Source organism: Nocardia higoensis NBRC 100133 (genome assembly GCF_000308595.1).
In the GTDB taxonomy this organism is placed as follows: Bacteria; Actinomycetota; Actinomycetes; order Mycobacteriales; family Mycobacteriaceae; genus Nocardia; species Nocardia higoensis.
In genome coordinates this window covers 1-18,337 of the sequence record NZ_BAGA01000024.1, presented here as the reverse complement: position 1 = coordinate 18,337, position 18,337 = coordinate 1, and the positions used below count along the sequence as shown (strand labels likewise).

At 71.3% G+C, this 18,337-nt stretch carries 3 protein-coding genes; all 3 read right to left on the bottom strand.

Annotated features, from left to right (window positions below):
- Nucleotides 1-656 precede the first annotated feature (656 nt).
- A complete protein-coding gene (locus ON26_RS03295) occupies nt 657-9,698 on the bottom strand; it encodes a non-ribosomal peptide synthetase (protein WP_157171767.1) in 9,042 nt (3,013 codons plus the stop codon).
- A 310-nt stretch (nt 9,699-10,008) separates the two neighbouring features.
- Nucleotides 10,009-17,379, bottom strand: a complete 7,371-nt coding sequence (locus tag ON26_RS03290) for a non-ribosomal peptide synthetase (RefSeq protein ID WP_040794464.1) — start codon at nt 17,377-17,379, stop codon at nt 10,009-10,011.
- Nucleotides 17,380-17,862: 483 nt separating this feature from the next.
- On the bottom strand, nt 17,863-18,337 hold a 475-nt coding region (locus ON26_RS03285; RefSeq protein ID WP_040794463.1), incomplete at its 5' end, for a M23 family metallopeptidase.

Here is an 18,337-nt window from a genome sequence, read left to right as displayed (position 1 = left end):
GTGCGGGACTGGCGCGCCCGGGCGGGTCGGGTCATCGGCGCACCTCCGCGCGGAGCACGCGCCGCGAGACCGAGGTTGCCGTACTGGTGCTGGGCCGATCGAACATAGCGAACTACCTCCCACTTCGTACTGACGTACACCCCTCGGACAGCGCCTGTGCCGAACCCCTGCGCGCTTGCCCGAGGCCAAGAGTGAATGTCCTGCCTCGCCTTCAAGAGTGGCATGCCCGGAACACCCGGGAATTCCAGGGCAGGTGCGCGGCGGGCACGAGAGGGTCCAGCGAACGTCGGCGGACCCGCGTACTCGTGGCGAATTCGACCGGTTGAGACGGGGCCGAATTCCGGCCCGAGACCGGCATGTTCGCCGCGGCTCCGACCCGTGGTGATTATGCAGCACAGTACGGCACGCGGACAACGAAACAGCAGGTAGACGACTCGACGCGGAAAAATCATCCGAACGATCGAGGTAGCGGTAAATGCGCTGAGCGGCAGACCGTCCGAGGGCTCGCCGCCCGACTCCGTACCGCACGGCCACCCGCCCGCCCGATGCGGACCGCCTCCGCAATGTGACGGTTACCACATGGGCGTGGCGAAATCCGATGGTGAGGCGCGGGTTTGACCCCGCGCCTCACCGGGTATCGAAGGGAGGTGCCCTGCCTACCGCGTCCCGTGCACCGCGTCGATCACGCGACCGATCTCGGCGAGCCCGGCCTCGGTGGCCATCCGCCAGTGCGAGGTCGGGACCCGATGGTTGCGGATCGTTCCCTGGACGGCTCCGATCCAGGTGTCGGCGCCGGTGCGCCCGCTCGGATCGTCCTCGGCGGCGGTGAAGTACAGCAGGTCGCCGAGGAACGGACGCGGGCGGTAAGCCGCGGTCACCGCCGCCGAATGCACCGCGCCCTCGAGCACCCGCGTGATGCGCGCGGCGCCGAAGGAGGCGAACGGCTCGGGCAGCTGCGCCAGCCGCTCGGCGATCTCGGCGGGACCGAGGTCGGCCACATCGCCCGCGGCCGCGAGATCGAGTTGCGCTGTGTCGCCGAGCAGACCACCGAGCAGTTCGGCCAACGGCGCGGGCCCGGACGCGATCGCCGACTCCTCGATCTCCGACCGCAGATAACTGTCCATCATCGCCAGCAACTCCACCCGCTCCCCCTCCGCCTGTAGCTGCACCGCGATGGCATGGGCGAGCACGCCACCCAGCGACCAGCCGAGCAGATGGTACGGCCCCTCCGGCTGCACCCCACGAATCTCCTCGAGATAGCGCAACGCCCACTTCTCGGTGGAGTCCGGCAGCGTCTCCTCCGAACCCAATGCGGGCGACTGCAACCCGTAGATCGGGCGATCACCGTCCAGGTGCGCGGCCAGCCCGGCGAAGGACCAGGCGATGCCGCCGAAGGGGTGGATGCAGAACAGCGGCGCACCCGACCCCGGGCGCAACGGCACGAGCACGTCGAATGCCGACTCCGGTGCAGCCTGCGCGCCGGACTGCTGGGCGAGCACCTGAGCGGTCAGCCCGGCCGGGGTCGGGGCGGTGAACAACCACACCACCGGGACCCGGAATCCGAGTTCCTCGCCCAGCCGGGTGGCCGCGCGGGTGGCGACCAGGGAGTTGCCGCCGAGTTCGAAGAAGCTGTCGTCCATGCCGACCGCGTCCACGCCGAGCACCTCGGCGAACACCCCGGTGATCGCGCGTTCCAGCGCCGTCTCCGGTTCCCGGCGCGAGCGGGCCGTGAAGACCGGTCGCGGCAGCTGCTTGCGGTCGAGTTTGCCGTTGGCGTTGAGCGGAAGCTCATCGAGCAACACGAACGTGGGCGGCACCATGTAGGAGGGCACGCGCTCGGCCAGGTGCGCCTTGAACGACTCGGGGTCGGCCGCACTCGCCTCGCCCGCGGGCACCACGTAGCCGACGAGTTGGTCGCCGAGTTGCTCGTCGCTGTGCACGATCACGACCGCCTGACGCACGCCCTCGTGGGCGAGCAGCGCGGTCTCGATCTCGCCCAGTTCGATGCGCAGGCCGCGGATCTTGACCTGGAAGTCCGTGCGGCCCAGATACTCCACCCCGCCGTCGGCCTGCCATCGCACCAGGTCGCCGGTGCGGTACAGCCGCTCCCCCGGCGCGAACGGGCTGGCCACATACCGCGAGGCGGTGAGATCGGGACGCCCGAAATAGCCGTGCGAGAGCTGGATTCCGGCGTGGTAGAGCTCGCCGGCGACACCGACCGGCACCGGGTGCAGCCGGTCGTCGAGCACATAGGCGCGCACATTCCAGATCGGCGCGCCGATGGGCACGATGCCGGTGGCGTCCTCGGGGACCCGCGCGGTCATGGTGACCACAGCGGTCTCGGTCGGGCCGTAGAGATTGTCCAGCCTGGCCCGCGAGACCCGGCGCGCGGCCGCGGCGGTCTCGGCCGAGAGCGCTTCGCCGGCGAGCCACATCACCCGCAGCGAGTCCAGCGAATCGCCGTCGAGGGTGTCCACGATGGCACGCAGCATGGACGGGACGAACGGGGTCACGGTGACCCGTTCGGCCGCGATCACCTCGGCGAGATAGCGCGGATCGCGATGCCCGTCGCGGCTGGCGACCACCACCCGGCCGCCGGTGATGAAGGGCACGAACACATCCCAGATCGACATGTCGAAGGTGATGGTCGTCTTGAACAGCGAGATGTCGGCCGCGCCGATGCTGTAGTCGGCGATGAACCAGCGCACGTGGTTGGCCACCGCGCGATGCGGCACCGCGACGCCCTTGGGCCGTCCGGTCGAGCCCGAGGTGAACAGGATGTAGGCGGTGTTCGCCGGGCGCAGCGGCGCGAGGCGTTCGGCGTCGGTGATCGGCTCGTCGCGGTAGCCGGACAGATCCAGCTCGTCGATGCGGATCACCGGCGCGCGGTCGGTGCGCAAGCCCGCGGCCGCGTGGGTGAGCACGCAGGCCGGTTCGGACAGTTCCAGCACGTAGGCGGTGCGGTCCTCGGGATGGTCGGGATCGACCGGCACATAGGTGCCGCCCGCGCGCAGCACGGCGTGGATGGCGACCAGCAGGTCGACGCTGCGATGCAGCGCGACAACCACGCGGGTTTCCGGGCCGACGCCGATCGAGATGAGGTGGCGGGCCAGGCGATGCACCCGCGCGTCCCAGTCCGCATAGCTGATCTCGGTGCGCCGATCGGTGAGCGCGCCGTCCACGATCGCCGTGGCACGCGGGTCGACGCGCGAGCCGAGCGCGGAGAGCGAGACCAGGGTGGCCGCGCCGTCGAGCGGGTGGTCGGTGGCATTGCGGGTGGCGAGCACCTCGGCGCGTTCGGCCTCGGTGAGCCAGTCGAGGTCGCCGACCGGGACGACGGGCGCGGCGGCCAGCGCGGCGAGCAACCGTTCGAACCGGCGGGCCAGCGTCTCGATGGTGGATTCGTCGAACAGGCTGACCGGGAACAGGATCCGGCCCGCGATGCCGGTCGGATCGCCGTGCTCGTCGTAGCCGTCGCCGAGCATCAGCTGCAGGTCGTACTCGGTCTGCTCGGCGTCGAATTCCATCGCCGAGACCGACAGACCGGGCAGTTCCAGTCCGGCGCGGGCCTGGTTCTGGAAGGCCAGCATGATCTGGAAGACCGGGTGCCTGGCGGTGGAGCGCACCGGATTGAGCACGTCCACCAGGTGTTCGAACGGCACGTCGGCGTGCGCGAAGGCGGCCAGGTCGGTCTCGCGCTGCCTGGTCAGCAGTTCGGCGAACGACGATCCGGTGTTCACCTGGGTCCGCAGCACCAGCGTGTTGACGAACATGCCGATGAGGTCGTCGAGCGCGGCGTCGCCACGGCCGGCGATCGGCGAGCCGATGGCGATGTCGTCCGAACGCGACCAGCGCGCCAACAGGACGGCCAGCGCGGTGTGCACCGCCATGAACAGGGTGGCGTTGCGCTCGCGGGCGACGGCGAGCAGGGCGCGGTGGGTGGCCGCATCGATGTGCAGCGCCACCGAGCGGGCCACGGTGTCCTGCAGGGCCGGTCGCGGGCGGTCGAACGGCAGGTCGAGCGCGTCCGGCAGTCCGGCCAGCGCGGTCCGCCAGTAGCCGAGCTGACGCGCGGCCAGGGACTGCGGATCGTTCTCGTCGCCGAGCAGTTCGCGCTGCCAGAGGCTGTAGTCGGCGTACTGCACCGGCAGCGGCTGCCACGCGGGCGGGTTGCCCACCGCGCGCGCGGCGTAGGCGATCATCAGGTCGCGGGTGAACGGGGCCATCGACCAGCCGTCGGCGCTGATGTGGTGCACAACCAGCACCAGCACGTGCTCGGCGGGCTGTTCGGCGAGGCGCAGCAGTTCCACGCGCACCGGCACTTCGGCGGTCACGTCGAATCCGGTGGTCACCGCACGCACGATCCGCTCGGGCACCTGGTCGGCGGGCACCACCTGCGCGGTGAGCTCGGGCGCGACCCGGTCGGCGGGCAGCACGACCTGGTGAGCCAGGCCCTCGTGCGCCGGATACACCGTGCGCAGCACTTCGTGCCGGGCCAGCACATCGGCCAGCGCCTCGCGCAGCGCGGAGACCGACAGCTCGCCGGACAGCCGCACCGCGGCGGGGATGTTGTAGACGGCGGTGCTCGCGCCCATGCCGTTGAGCAGCCACATGCGCTGCTGCGCCAGCGAGAGCGGAATCCGTTCCGGACGCGGTCGGGGCGTGAGCGCGGGGCGGCCGCCCGCACCCGCCAGACTCTCCACCCGCATCGCGAGCGCGGCGACCGTGGAGGCCTCGAACAGCAGCCGCACCGGCACCTCGGCGTCCAGCGCCGCGCCGAGGCGGGCGGTGACCTGGGTGGCGATCAGCGAGTTGCCGCCGAGGGCGAAGAAGTCGTCGTCCACGCCGACCCGCTCCAGGCCGAGCACATCGGTGAACACGCCCGCCACGATTTCCTCGATCGGCGTGCTGGGCGCACGGAACTCGCGGGCTTCGAAGACCGGGTCCGGCAGCGCCTTCCGGTCGAGCTTGCCGTTGACATTGAGCGGCAGCGCGGGCAGCACCACCCACGCGGTCGGCGTCATGTACGAGGGCAGACGGGCCGCCAGCGCGGCGGTGATCGACGGGATGTCGAGTTCGGCTCCGGCCTGGGCGGGCACCAGATAGCCGACCAGCAGGTCGCCGGTGTGCGGATCGGACTTGGCGGCCACGGCCGCGGCCGCGATGCCGGGCTGCGCCAGCAGCGCGGCCTCGATCTCGCCGAGTTCGATACGGAAACCGCGCACCTTCACCTGGAAGTCGGTGCGGCCGCGGTAATCCAGTTCCCCGGCGGCGTTCCAGGCCACCAGGTCGCCGGTGCGGTACATGCGCGCGCCCGGCTCGAAGGGGTTGGCCACGAACCGGTCCGAGGTCAGATCGGGGCGGCCGAAGTAGCCGCGGGCCAGCTGGTCACCGGCCAGATACAGCTCGCCGGGCACACCGACCGGCACCGGCCGCAGCCGCGCGTCCAGCACGTACACCCGGCTGTTCCACTCCGGCGCGCCGATCGGCACCGACACCCGATCCGCCTCGGTCACCGGGTGATTGGTGATCGAGACGGCGGCCTCGGTGGGACCGTAGAGGTTGAACAGCGCCACCCCCGCGGCGAGCGTGCGCCGCGCGGTGCTCGCGGGCAGCGCTTCGCCGATGGCCAGGATACGGCGCAACGACTCGGGCAGCGCGCCACCGGAGACGGTGAGCAGCGCGTCCAGCATGGAGGGCACCGCGTGCAGGGTGGTGACGCCCTCGCGCTCCATCAGCTGGTTCAGGTAAGCCGGGTCGCGATGGCCGTCGGGGCTCGCGATGACCAACCGGCCCGCGCAGACCGCCGCCGACCAGAACTCCCATACCGACAGGTCGAAGGTCGCGGCCGTCTTGAGCAGCACCGCGTCGTCGGCGGCGAGCCCGAATTCGGCGGCCTTCCAGCGCAACTGGTTGACCACCGCGGCGTGTGGCACCGCGACGCCCTTGGGCCTGCCGGTGGAGCCGGAGGTGAAGATGACGTAGGCGGTGTTGTCCGGGCGCAGCGGCGCGATCCGGTCCGCGTCGGTGACCGGGTCCGCCGGGCCGGAGGTGAGCGCCGGCCCGTCCACGCGCAGCACCGCGGCATTGCCGGAGACGAAATCGGTCGCGGCATCGGTCAATACGAGCACCGGCGCGGCGGTGAGCAGGATGTAGCCGGTGCGGTCGGCGGCCTGATCCGGGTCGACCGGCACGTACGCGCCGCCCGCGCGGGTCACCGCGTACATCGCGACCACCAGGTTCACCCCGCGCCGCATGGCCAGCGCCACCCGGGTCTCCGGGCCCACGCCGCGCGCGATCAGCTGACGGGCCAGCCGGTTGACGCGGGCGTCGAGCTCCGACCAGGACACCCGGCTGCCGTCGTCGGCCACCAGCGCGACCGCGTGCGAGGAGGCGGCCGCGACCGAGGCGTCGAGCAGTTCGGCCAGCGTGCCGGGACGCAGCGGGTAGCCGGTGGTGTTGGCGCGCACCAGGATCCGCTCGCGTTCGGCGGGATCGAGCAGGTCGATGTCACCGACCGGAGTGCCCGGGGCGGCGGCGATCTCGCGCAGCAGGCGCACGAATCGGTCGACGAAGCCGGCGACGGTCGGGCGGTCGAACAGTGCGGTGGCGTAGGTGAGGCCGCCGCCCAGGCCCAGCGGCGCGCCGCTGTCGTCGTAGCTGTCGCCGATGATCCAGTGCAGGTCGAACTGGGAGACGTGCACGTCGACGTCCAGGGCGGCGACCTGCAGGCCGGGCAGCGTCAGACTCGCCTCGGCGATGTTCTGGAAGGACAGGCCCACCTGGAACAGCGGGTGCCGCGCGGTGGAGCGCACCGGGTTGAGCACCTCGACCAGGCGCTCGAACGGGATGTCCGCGTTCGCCAGCGCCCGCAGGTCCGCTTCGCGCTGACGGCCGAGCAGTTCGGTGAACGGCTCGCCCGCGTCGATGCGGCTGCGGAAGACCAGCGTGTTGACGAACATGCCGATCAGGTCGTCGAGCGCGGCCTCGCCGCGGCCCGCGATCGGTGTGCCGACCGCGATGTCCGCCGAGCCGGACAGCCGGGCCAGGAACACGGCGAGCGCGGTGTGCACCAGCATGAACAGCGTCGCGCCCTGGGACCGCGCGACCTCGAGCAACGCCCGGTGCAGCTCGGCGTCGATGCGGATGTCGACCACGCCGCCGTCGAAGGACTGCACGGCCGGGCGCGGACGGTCGGCGGGCAGGTCCAGCTGGTCGGGCAGACCGGCCAGCTCCTCGGTCCAGAAGGCCACCTGATCGTGGGCGAGCGAGCCCGGATCGTTCTCGCTGCCCAGCACCCGGCGCTGCCAGATGCTGAAATCGGCGTACTGCACCGGCAGCGGCGCCCATTCCGGGGCCTGCCCGGCCGCCCGCGCGACGTAGGCGGTCATCAGGTCTCTGGTCAGCGGGCCGCCGGAGGAGCCGTCGCCGGAGATGTGGTGCACGGCGACGGCGAGCACGAATTCCTGTGCCGTCACCCGGAACAGCACCGCGCGCAGCGGGACCTCGGCGGTCACGTCGAAGCCGGTGCCGAGCAGTTCACCGACCGCCTCGCGCACCCGCTCGGGGGTCACCTCGCGGACTTCCAGCCGCGGATTGCCCTCGCCCACGGGCAGGATCACCTGGGCGGGCCCGGCCTCGGTCTCCGGGTAGACGGTCCGCAGCACCTCGTGGCGCGCGACGACATCGGCGAAGGCCTCGGTGAGCGCGTCGATGTCCAGCGCGCCGGACAGCCGGAGCGCGACCGGGATGGTGTAGGCCGCGGAGTCCGGGTCGAAGCGGTTGAGGAACCACATGCGCTGCTGGGCCAGCGACAGCGGAATGTGTTGCGGGCGTTCACCAGCCCGCAACTCCTCGCGACCGCCCTCGTCGAGGCCGGACAGCCCGGCGAGGGCTTCGGCCAGGCGGGACACTGTGGAAGCGTCGAAGAGCAGCCGCGCGGGGACCGTGATCCCGAGCTGCGCGCCGAGCCTCGCCGCGACCTGGGTCGCGATCAGCGAGTTGCCGCCGAGTTCGAAGAAGTCGTCGGCCGCGCCGATCGGCGAGCCGTCACCGACCAGATCGCCGAAGACCGCCGCCACCAGTTCCTCGTAGCGACCGGAGGGCGCGCGGAATTTCCTGGTGTGCAGGCCGGGCGCGGGCAGCGCGCGCCGGTCCAGCTTGCCCGCGGGTGTCAGCGGGATCTCGTCGAGCACGGTGATCGAGGTCGGCACCATGTGGGCGGGCAGATGCTGCTCGGCCAGGGCGGTCAACTCGCCGGGGTCGACCGCCGCGCCGTCTTCGGCGTGCACATAGGCGGCCAGGATGGTGCTGCCGTTGTCGAGTTCGTGGCCGACGGTGACCGCGAAATCCACGCTCGGGTGCTCGGTGAGCACCGCGTCGATCTCGCCGAGTTCGATCCGGAAACCGCGGATCTTCACCTGGAAGTCGTTGCGCCCCAGGTACTCCAGCGCGCCGGTGGCGGTGCGGCGCACCAGGTCGCCGGTGCGGTACATGCGCACGCCGGAATCGGAGAACGGGTTGGCCACGAACCGGCCACCGGTCAGGGCGGGCTGGTTGCCGTAGCCGCGGGCGAGCAGCGCACCGGCGATGTACAGCTCACCCACGACGCCGGTGGGCACCAGCCGCAGCCGGGAGTCGAGGACGTAGGCGCCGACATTGCGGATCGGCGCGCCGATCGTCACCGGCTCGTCCGGCCGCATCGGATCGCTGATATTGGTGACGACGGTGGCCTCGGTGGGACCGTAGGCGTTGTAGAACTCCCGGGTCGAGCCGTCGGGCAGGCCGACCGCCCATCGGCGCACCAGCTCCGGCGGGCAGGCCTCGCCGCCGACCACCACCACGCGCAGCGCCGCCAGCCCGGCCGGGTCGATCGAGGCCAGCGCGGCGGGGGTGACGAAGGCATGGGTGACGTCGTGACGGCGCAGTACCCCCGCCAGCTCCGCGCCGCCGTAGACGGTGGGGGCGACCACGATCATGGCCGCCGCGCCGCCGATCGCGAGCAGCAGTTCCAGGATGGATGCGTCGAACGACGGTGAGGCGAAGTGCAGCGTCCGCGAGGATTCGGTCACCCGGTAGCGCTCGCGCTGCTCCTCGCAGAAACTCGCCAGGCCGGCCTGGGTGACCACGACGCCCTTGGGCATACCGGTCGAGCCGGAGGTGTAGATGACATAGGCCGGGTTCTCGGCGCGCACGTGCCGCACCCGGTCGTCGTTGGTGACCGGCTCGGCGGATTGCGCGGCCAGCAGGTCGCCGGTGGCCGGATCGTCGAGCACCAGCCACTCGACCTCACCGGGCAGATGCGCGCGCACGTCGGCCACGGTGATGCCGACCACCGCACCGGAGTCGGACAGCATGTGCGCGACCCGGTCGGCGGGGTAGTTCGGGTCGACGGGCACGAAGCCCGCGCCGGTCTTGGCAACCGCCCAGCACGCCAGTACCGACTCCACCGAACGGGGGATGCCGAGGGCGACCAGGTCCTCCGGGCCGATGCCGCGGGCGATGAGCGCGCGCGCCAGCCGGGTGGAGCGCTCGTCGAGTTCGGCGTAGGTGAGTCGGCCGAGGGTGCCGGTGGCGTCCGCGCAGAGTACGGCCACCCCGTCCGGGTTGGCTTCCACGGCCTTGGCCATCAGCTGGGGCAAGGCGGTGAGGCGTGGACGGCGGGTGCGTGTCGGCCGTACTCGAGCGGCCCGTGTCACGCCACCGCTCCCTGTGTCGCGACCCGCGAGGTCGTCCGCCAGCAAACCAACCGATCCACCATCCGAGAACTTCCTACCCACTTCTGCCGAGCCATCGGCACCTGCCCGGTAACCGTCGTACCGGGCGATGCCGCGTCGGCGGCCACCACTCGAGTGCTGTGCGCCGACACCTACCCTGTCACGACATGGTTGTCGTTTCGTGACCAGGGCGCGCTACAGGGAGCAGGCGCCGGCGAGCGCCATATCTTCGCACCCCGATCATTCCGGCAGGTGAACCGAGCGCTACACAGAGCGGGCGCCCGGAGTGAGATCACTCACTCCGGTGCGTGAGCCTCAGGAAATCCGACACCGCGAAGACCTCCGCCTCCCCCGCGTCCGCCGACGGCGCGGGATCGTCGAGCACCACGGCCTGCAGATCGGCGGCCACGGCGAGATCGATCGAGGCCGGACCGTCCCGGTCGGTGAGCAGGTGGGTGACCCATTCCTCGGCCAGCGCTTCGCCGCGCTCGGCCGGGTCGAGCCCCGGCCGGTCCACCGGCGCGAGCACCAGCGTCGCGCCCGCCGCGCCCGCCGCGACGACCTCGAGGAACGCCGCCGCCGTGGTCGCCGGGCCGTACCGGAAGGTGCGGGATTCGTAGGTCAGCTTCGTGCGGGCCTGCAGGCGGTCGCTCGCGGCGGCCAGCTCGTCGTAGTCGACCGTCTCGCCGGACGACGGCACGAGTGCGGGATGTTCGCCCCGCAGCACGCGCACGCGGTTGGCGTAGGTGACGGGCCGGTTCGACTCCGCGGCGATCTGCGCGCGCGCCTCCGGGGTGTCCAGCCGCAGCCACTGCTCGCCGGAGAACTCGTCGAACGCCCCGACGACCAGGCCGAGATCGGCGGGCGTGCCGTCGGCGGGTTCCGGCTGCGCGGGCGACACCGGCGCCAGCGCCGCGCCGGTCTTGAGCACCGCCCAGACCGCCACCACGAATTCGGCGCCGCGTTCGGCCGCCAGCGCGACCGTGCTGTCCGGGCCGATGCCCCGCCCGATCAACACCCTTGCCAGGCGCGAGGATTCGGCGTCCAGCTCGCGGTAGCTGATCTCGGTGTCGCCGCCCGCGATCGCGGGGGCGTCGGGATCGTCCTCGACGACGGCGGTCAGCAGCTGCGGCAGTTCGGTGCCGCCGGTGGTGACGAACTCGTCGTCATCGTCGGCGGAGCCCGCGACCGCGTCGAGCACCGCGTCGGTGACCAGTCCGCGCTCCTCCGGCTCGAGGATGTCGATATCGCCGACGATCGCGTCCGCGTCGGCGTGCACCGCGCGCAGGATCCGCTCGAAGCGCCGGGTCAGCGCCGCGATCGTCGCCTCCTCGAACAGGTCGGTGGCGTAGGTGAAGGAGATCCCCAGCGGGCCAGGGGTGCCGTCCTCGTTCAGCCTCGGCTGCACGACCAGTTGCAGGTCGAACTTGGCGCTGATCCGGTCGGAGTCCAGCAGCGAGATCGCCAGACCGGGCAGTTGCGCGCTCGGCGGGGCGTAGTCCTCGAAGGCGATCGCGACCTGGAACAGCGGGCTCTGGTCACGATTGGCCTGCCCGACGACCTCCGCCACGCGCTCGAACGGGATGTCGGCGTGGGCGAAGGCGGCCAGGTCGGTCTCCCTGGCGCGGTCGAGCAGCGTCTGGAACCCCTCGGCCCGATCGACCTCGGTGCGCAGGGTCAGCGTGTTGACGAACATGCCGACCAGGTCGTCGAGCGCACGTTCGCCGCGCCCGGCGATCGGGGTGCCGACGGCGATGTCCGAGCTGCCCGACATCCGCGCCAGCAGTACCGCGAGCGCGGCGTGCACCACCATGAACAGCGAGGCCCGATGCTCGTGGGCGAGCGCGACCAGGCCCGCGTGCACGTCCGCCTCGACCTCGAGGCCGACCGTCGCACCGCGTTCGGACGGCACCGCCGGGCGCGGATGATCCAGCGGCAGATCCAGCGCGCCGGTCAGCCCGGCCAGCTGTTCGCGCCAGTAGGAGAGTTGCCGCGCGGCAGGCGAATCCGGATCCTCGTTGGAGCCGACCACGGCGCGCTGCCACAGCGCGAAGTCGGCGTACTGCACCGGCAGCGGTGTCCAGGCCGGCGCTTCGCCGCCGCTGCGGGACAGGTAGGCGGTGACCAGGTCGCGGGCCAGCGGGGCCAGCGAGATGCCGTCGGCGCAGATGTGGTGCACCACCACCACGAGCACGTGCTCACGGCTCCCCGCGCCACCGGACCCGCCCGACAACAGCCGGATGCGCACCGGCGCGGCCGCGGTGACGTCGAAGCCCGTCGAGAGCAGTTCGCCGATGCGGGCCACCGGGTCGGCCGGGGTCTCGATCTCGAGGCCGTGCGGCAGCACGTCGGTGACCGGGAGCACCTGCTGGTAGGGCTGTTCACCGGGGGCGGTCACCGGGAAGCGGGTGCGCAGCGCCTCGTGGCGCACCAGCACGTCCTCCACGGCCAGGCGCAGCGCCCCGGTGTCGAGTTCGCCCGACAGCCGGATGGCGAAGGGCAGGTTGTAGGCGGCCGAGGCCGGATCGAGCTGGTTGAGCACCCACATCCGCTGCTGGGCCAGCGACAGCGGAACGTGCTCCGGGCGCGGGCCCTTCACCAGCGGCGGGCGCACGGCGCCGCCCGCGCCGGGGACCAGGCGGGCGGCCAGTCCGGACACCGTCGGCGCCTCGAACAGATCACGCACGGCGACATTCGTCTCCAGCGTCTCGTTCAGCCGGGCGACCGCGCGGGTGGCCAGCAGCGAGTTGCCGCCGAGGGCGAAGTAGTCGTCGTCGGCGCCGACCCGTTCCAGGCCGAGCAGTTCGGCGTAGACGCCGGCGATGAGTTCCTCGATCGGGGTGCTCGGGGCGCGGAACTGCCTGGCGCGGAAGGTGGGTTCCGGCAGCGCCTTGCGGTCCAGTTTGCCCGAGGTGTTGAGCGGGAAGGCGTCGAGCACCATCACCGCGCCGGGAATCATGTACGCGGGCAGGCTCTTCGCGGCCGCGTCGAGCAGATCGTCGACGTCGACGGTCTCCCCCGGCCGCGCCACCACGTAGCCGACGAGCTGGTCGCCGGTGGCCGTCGGCACCACCAGCGCCACCGCCTGGCTGATCGCGGGATGGGCCAGCAGCGCGGTCTCGATCTCGCCCAGCTCGATGCGCTGACCACGGAACTTCACCTGGAAGTCGGTGCGGCCGAGGTACTCCAGCCGATGCGGCTGATCGCGCCAGACCACCAGGTCGCCGGTGCGGTACATGCGCGCACCGGGCTCGAAGGGGTTGGCGACGAAGCGGTCGGAGGTCAGATCGGGGCGGGCGACATAGCCGCGCGCCAGCTGGTCACCGGCCAGGTACAGCTCGCCGATCACACCGGCAGGCACCGCGCGCAGGCGTGAATCCAGCACGTAGACCCGGGTGTTCCACTGCGGCAAGCCGATCGGAACGGTGACCGTGTCGGCCTCGGTGGCCGACCAGTAGGTCACCGAGACCGCGGCCTCGGTCGGGCCGTACAAGTTGTGCACAGCGGCGCCGGACATCGCCCGCACCTCGGCAACCGTCTCCGGCGGCAACGCCTCACCGATGACGAACACATCACGCAACGACGGCACCGAACCCGGCGCGATATGCGTGGCGAAGACCGTCAGCATCGACGGCACGAAATCGGTCACCGTCACCCGCTGCGCAGCAATGGTTTCCGCGATATACGCCGGGTCACGATGCCCGTCGTGGGTCGCCACCACCAGCTTCGCGCCCGTCCGCAACGGCATGAAGTACCCCCACAACGACACATCGAACGTCGTCGCCGTCTTCTGCAGGTACACATCACCCGGACCCATCGGGTACTCCGAGAGCATCCAGGAGGTCTGGTTGTCGATCGCGCCGTGCGAGACCGCCACACCCTTCGGGCGACCGGTCGAGCCGGAGGTGAAGATGACGTAGGCGGGGTTGTCGCGGCGCAGCGGGCGCAGCAGTTCCGCGGCCTCGACCGGCGCCGCGGACACGCCGGACAGGTCGACGGTGTCCACGCGCAGCACGTCGATGCCCGCGGGCACGGCATCGGAGTCGGCGGTGGTGGACAGCACGCACACCGGGTCGGCGGTGTCGAGGATGTGCGCGATGCGCTCGGCCGGATGATCCGGATCCAGCGGCACGTACGCGCCGCCCGCGGTCACGATCGCGTACATGCCCACGACCAGATCCAGCGAACGCCGGATGGCCAGGCCGACCAGCGATTCCGGGCCGACGCCCTGCGAGATGAGCAGCCGGGCCAGGCGGTTGACCCGCTCGTCGAACTCCCGGTAGGTCAGCTCGGCGCCCTCGTAGGCGACGGCGACCGCGTCGGCATGCTCGGCGACCGCGCGCCGGTAGGCCTCGTGCAGCAGGTCCGGGGCGAGCTCGTGCGCGGTGTCGTTCCAGTCGCGCAGGATGCGCTGCTGTTCCCAGCGTTCCAGCAATTCGATGCCGCCGACGCTGCGCTGCGGATCGGCGACCACCGCGGTCAGGATGCGGCGCAGGCGCTCGGCGAAACCGGCCATGGTCGACTCGTCGAACAGGTCGGTGGCGTAGATGAAGGTGGCGGCCAGACCGGCGGGCGCGCCGTCGATCTCGTGCGGCACCAGGGTCAGTTCCAGGTCGAACTTGGCGGGCGGCGCGCCCAGCTCCAGCGCCGAGGCGGTGAGGCCGGGCAGCCGCAGCTCGGTGTGCGACATGTTCTGGAAGGTCAGCATGACCTGGAACAGTGGATGGCGGGCCATCGAGCGGGCCGGGTCGAGCAGTTCGACCAGCCGCTCGAAGGGCAGGTCGGCGTGGGCGAAGGCGGCCACATCGGTGGCGCGCACATCGGCGAGCAGCTCGGCGAAGCTCTCGTCGGGGTCGACCTCGCTGCGCAGTACCAGGGTGTTGACGAACATGCCGACCAGATCGTCGAGCGCCTCGTCGCCACGTCCGGCCACCGGAGTGCCCACGGCGATATCGGTGGTGCCCGAGAGCCGGGCCAGCAGCACTGCCATCGCGGCATGCATGACGAAGAACAGCGTCGAGTTGTGCTTCTTGGCCAGTTCGCTGAGCGCGTTGTGCAATTCGGCGTCGAAGGCGAAGGAGTAGCCGGCCGAACGGTTGGACATCACCGCGGGGCGCGGGCGGTCGGCGGGCAGGTCCAGCTGCTCGGGCAGCCCGGCCAGTTGCTCGCGCCAGAACGAGACCTGCTGGGCCAGCACGGAGTTCGGATCGGACTCGGCGCCGAGCGTCTCGCGCTGCCACAGCGTGAAGTCGGCGTACTGCACGGGCAACGGCTCCCAGGCGGGCTCCGCCCCCGCCGCGCGCACGGAGTACGCGGACATGAGATCCCGGGTCAGCGGGGCCATCGAGAAGCCGTCGGCGGCGATGTGGTGCACCACGCACACCAGCACGTGCTCCTCGGGCGCGAGTGCGTACAGCCGCAACCGGATCGGCGGCGCGAGCGTGACGTCGAAGCCGTCCGTCGCCAGTGCGACGACCTGCGCGACCAGGTCCCCCTCGGTCGCGGACACCAGGTCCAGCGTGGGCACCGCGCGCGGATCGGTCACCGGCAGGACGACCTGCGTGCCCTCGCCGTCGACCTCCGGATACACCGTGCGCAATACCTCGTGGCGGGCGACGAGATCGCCGACCGCCGTGCGCAGCGCCGCCACGTCGAGCGCGCCCGACAGGCGCACCGCCACCGGGATGTTGTTCACGCCGCTGTCGGTGTCGAAGCGATTCAGGAACCACATCCGCTGCTGCGCATAGGACAACGGCACCCGGGCCGGACGGGTCACCGGACGCAACGGCAGTCGGGTGGTCCCGCCCGCCTGCTCCCGCAATCGCGCCGCCAGGTCGGCCACGGTGGGAGATTCGAACAGCAGCGGCAGTGGCACGCGGGTGTCGAGCTCGGCGGAGATGCGGGCCACCGCCTGGGTGGCCATCAGCGAATTGCCGCCGAGGGCGAAGAAGTCGTCGTCCGCGCCGACCCGGTCCTGCGGTCCGGCCTCGGGCATCAGCAGTGCGGCGAACACGTCGGCGACGATCTGCTCGAAGCGGTCCGAGGGAGCACGGAAGGCCCGGCCCGCGAACACCGGAGCCGGCAGCGCGGCGCGGTCCAGCTTGCCGACCGCGTTGAGCGGCAGCTCGTCGAGCACCATGATCGACGCGGGAACCATGTACGCGGGCAAGGACTTTCCGACGAACTCCGCCACCTCGGCGGTGTCGAGCGCGCCGCCGACGCGGCTGAGCACGTAGGCGACCAGCGTCGTCGCGCCCGAGGGCAGCGTGACACCGAGGGTCGCCGCGTAGTCGATGTCCGGGTGCGCGAGCAGCGCGTTGTCGATCTCGCCGAGTTCGATGCGCAGACCGCGGATCTTGACCTGGAAGTCGGTGCGGCCCATGTACTCGAACGCGCCGTCGGACTCGCGGCGGCGCACCAGGTCACCGGTGCGATACATGCGCGCCCCCGCGCCGTCGGACTCGGCGACGAAGGGATTGGCGACGAACCGATCGGCGGTCAGATCGGGCCGGCTGCGATAGCCGTGCGCCAGCGAGGGCCCGGACAGATACAGCTCGCCGACCACTCCGGCGGGCACCGGCCGCAGCAGCGGGTCGAGCACATAGGCGCCGACGCCCGGGAAGGCGCTGCCGATGGTGATCGTCTCGCCCGCGCGCAGTTCGGTTCCGGTCACGATCACCGTGGTCTCGGTGGGGCCGTAGACGTTGTGCACGATGCGCCCGGGCGAACGCCAGCGGTTCACCAGCTCGGCGGTGACCTTCTCACCGCCGACGACCAGGGTGCGCAGGCTGTCCAGCCCCGCCGGGTCCACCGATTCCAGTGCGCCGGGGGTCATCATGAGCACACCGACCTGCTCGCGGCGGATCAGTTCGGCCAGTTCCGCGCCGCCGAACACCATGGGCGGCGCGACCACCAGCGTCGCACCGTGGGGGAAGGCGAACAGCATCTCCATCAAGGAGAAGTCGAAGCTCGGCGAGCTCAGGTGGGTGATCCTCGAACCGAGGCCGACGCCGATCCGCGCGCCGGCGCCCACCACCGGGGCCAGGCCGTGATGGGACACCTGCACGCCCTTGGGCTTTCCGGTGGAGCCGGAGGTGTAGATGATCCAGACCGGATGATCGGCGGTCAGCGGCCGGACCCGGTCGGCGTAGGAGATCGGGTGCGCGGGATGCGCGGCGACGCGGGCGAGCTGATCGGAATCGTCGAGCTCGATCCACTCCAGCTCGACGCCCGCGGCGATCAGCGTGCTCCGGTGCGCGGAGGTCGTCAGGCCGACCCGGGCGCCGGAGTCGGTGAGGATGTGAGCGATACGGTCGGCCGGGTAGGCCGGATCGACCGGAACGTAGGTGGCGCCGGTCTTGGCGACGGCCCACAGCGAGGTGACCGATTCGACCGAGCGGGCGATTCCCATGGCGATGCAGTCACCGGGGCCGAACCCACGGGCGATCAGTTCGCGCGCGAGCCGCGAGGAGTTCTCGTCGAGTTCGCGGTAGGTCAGCTCACGCTGGTCGGCCGGCTCGCCGGTGGGGTTGAATCGCAGCGCCACCGTGTCCGGCGCGGACTCCACCGCCGCCGTCAGCACCTGCGGGAGTAGAGACGCACCCGAACGCCGGCGTCGACCGCCCGCAGTCCGTGTACCCGCAGTCCGACGAGCGCTTTCCATCCGGCTGCACAACCTCTCGCGTCAGTCATGGCCCCCTCGGGCCGTTCTCCTGCGCCGGCGCAATCCGGACCAGTCCGACCGAAGCGCCATTGCCCCCGACCACCGTCGGTAATCGTTGTCTAATCGTCCCCCCGCTCCGAGCCGTTGCCGGGCCGTGACATAGATCACACCACCCTGCGGCATGGGAGCGAGGACTTGGGGTACCCGTATCCGACGGAGGGCACGACGGACGATCCGCCCCGGACATCCGTGCACCATCTCGACCCCGGCGCCCGTTCCTCCCTTCGGATACGCCGTGGCCGGAGCGTGGTACCGCCCGGATCGGCAACGCAGTTGCCGTGAGCCACCCCTGCTCGATACCGTACCGGCCCCGGGCGAACCCACCGAATTCAGCAGGTGGCGGCACGTGCCCCGGGTAGAAAGCCGCGACCCCCTCACGGCCGGGGAAGGCGTGAGGGGGTCGCGGCGGCAACCCGTACGGGCTCAGTGGTCGTGCGAGGGACCCCACTGCATGGGCACCCCCTTGGCGGCCAGGTACGGATGCGGATCGATCTTGTTGCCGTTCTGATCCCAGATCTCCAGGTGCAGGTGCGGACCGGTGGACTGACCCCGATTGCCCACGGTCGCAATGACATCGCCCGCGTTGACCCGCTGACCGGCCTGCACGTACATGTCGTTCACGTGCCCGTAGACCGCGGTGGTGCCGTCGTCCTGGAGCACCCGGACCCACAGGCCGAATCCTGACGCCGGACCGGCCTCGATCACGGTGCCGCTGCTGACCGACTTGATCGGCGCGCCGATCGCGTCGGCGAAGTCGATGCCGTAATGCATGGTGCCCCAGCGGGCGCCGTAACCGGAGCTGATGGCCCCGGCGACCGGACGCACGGCCACGGGGGGCGCGAGATGCTGCTGCACGCTCTCGAGGATGTCCTCGACCTGGGACAGCGGTCCGGCGATC

Bases quoted from the DNA above. Each gene is read 5' to 3' on its own strand.
- ON26_RS03290 (WP_040794464.1), bottom strand. From the start codon at position 17,379: ATGGAAAGCGCTCGTCGGACTGCGGGTACACGGACTGCGGGCGGTCGA.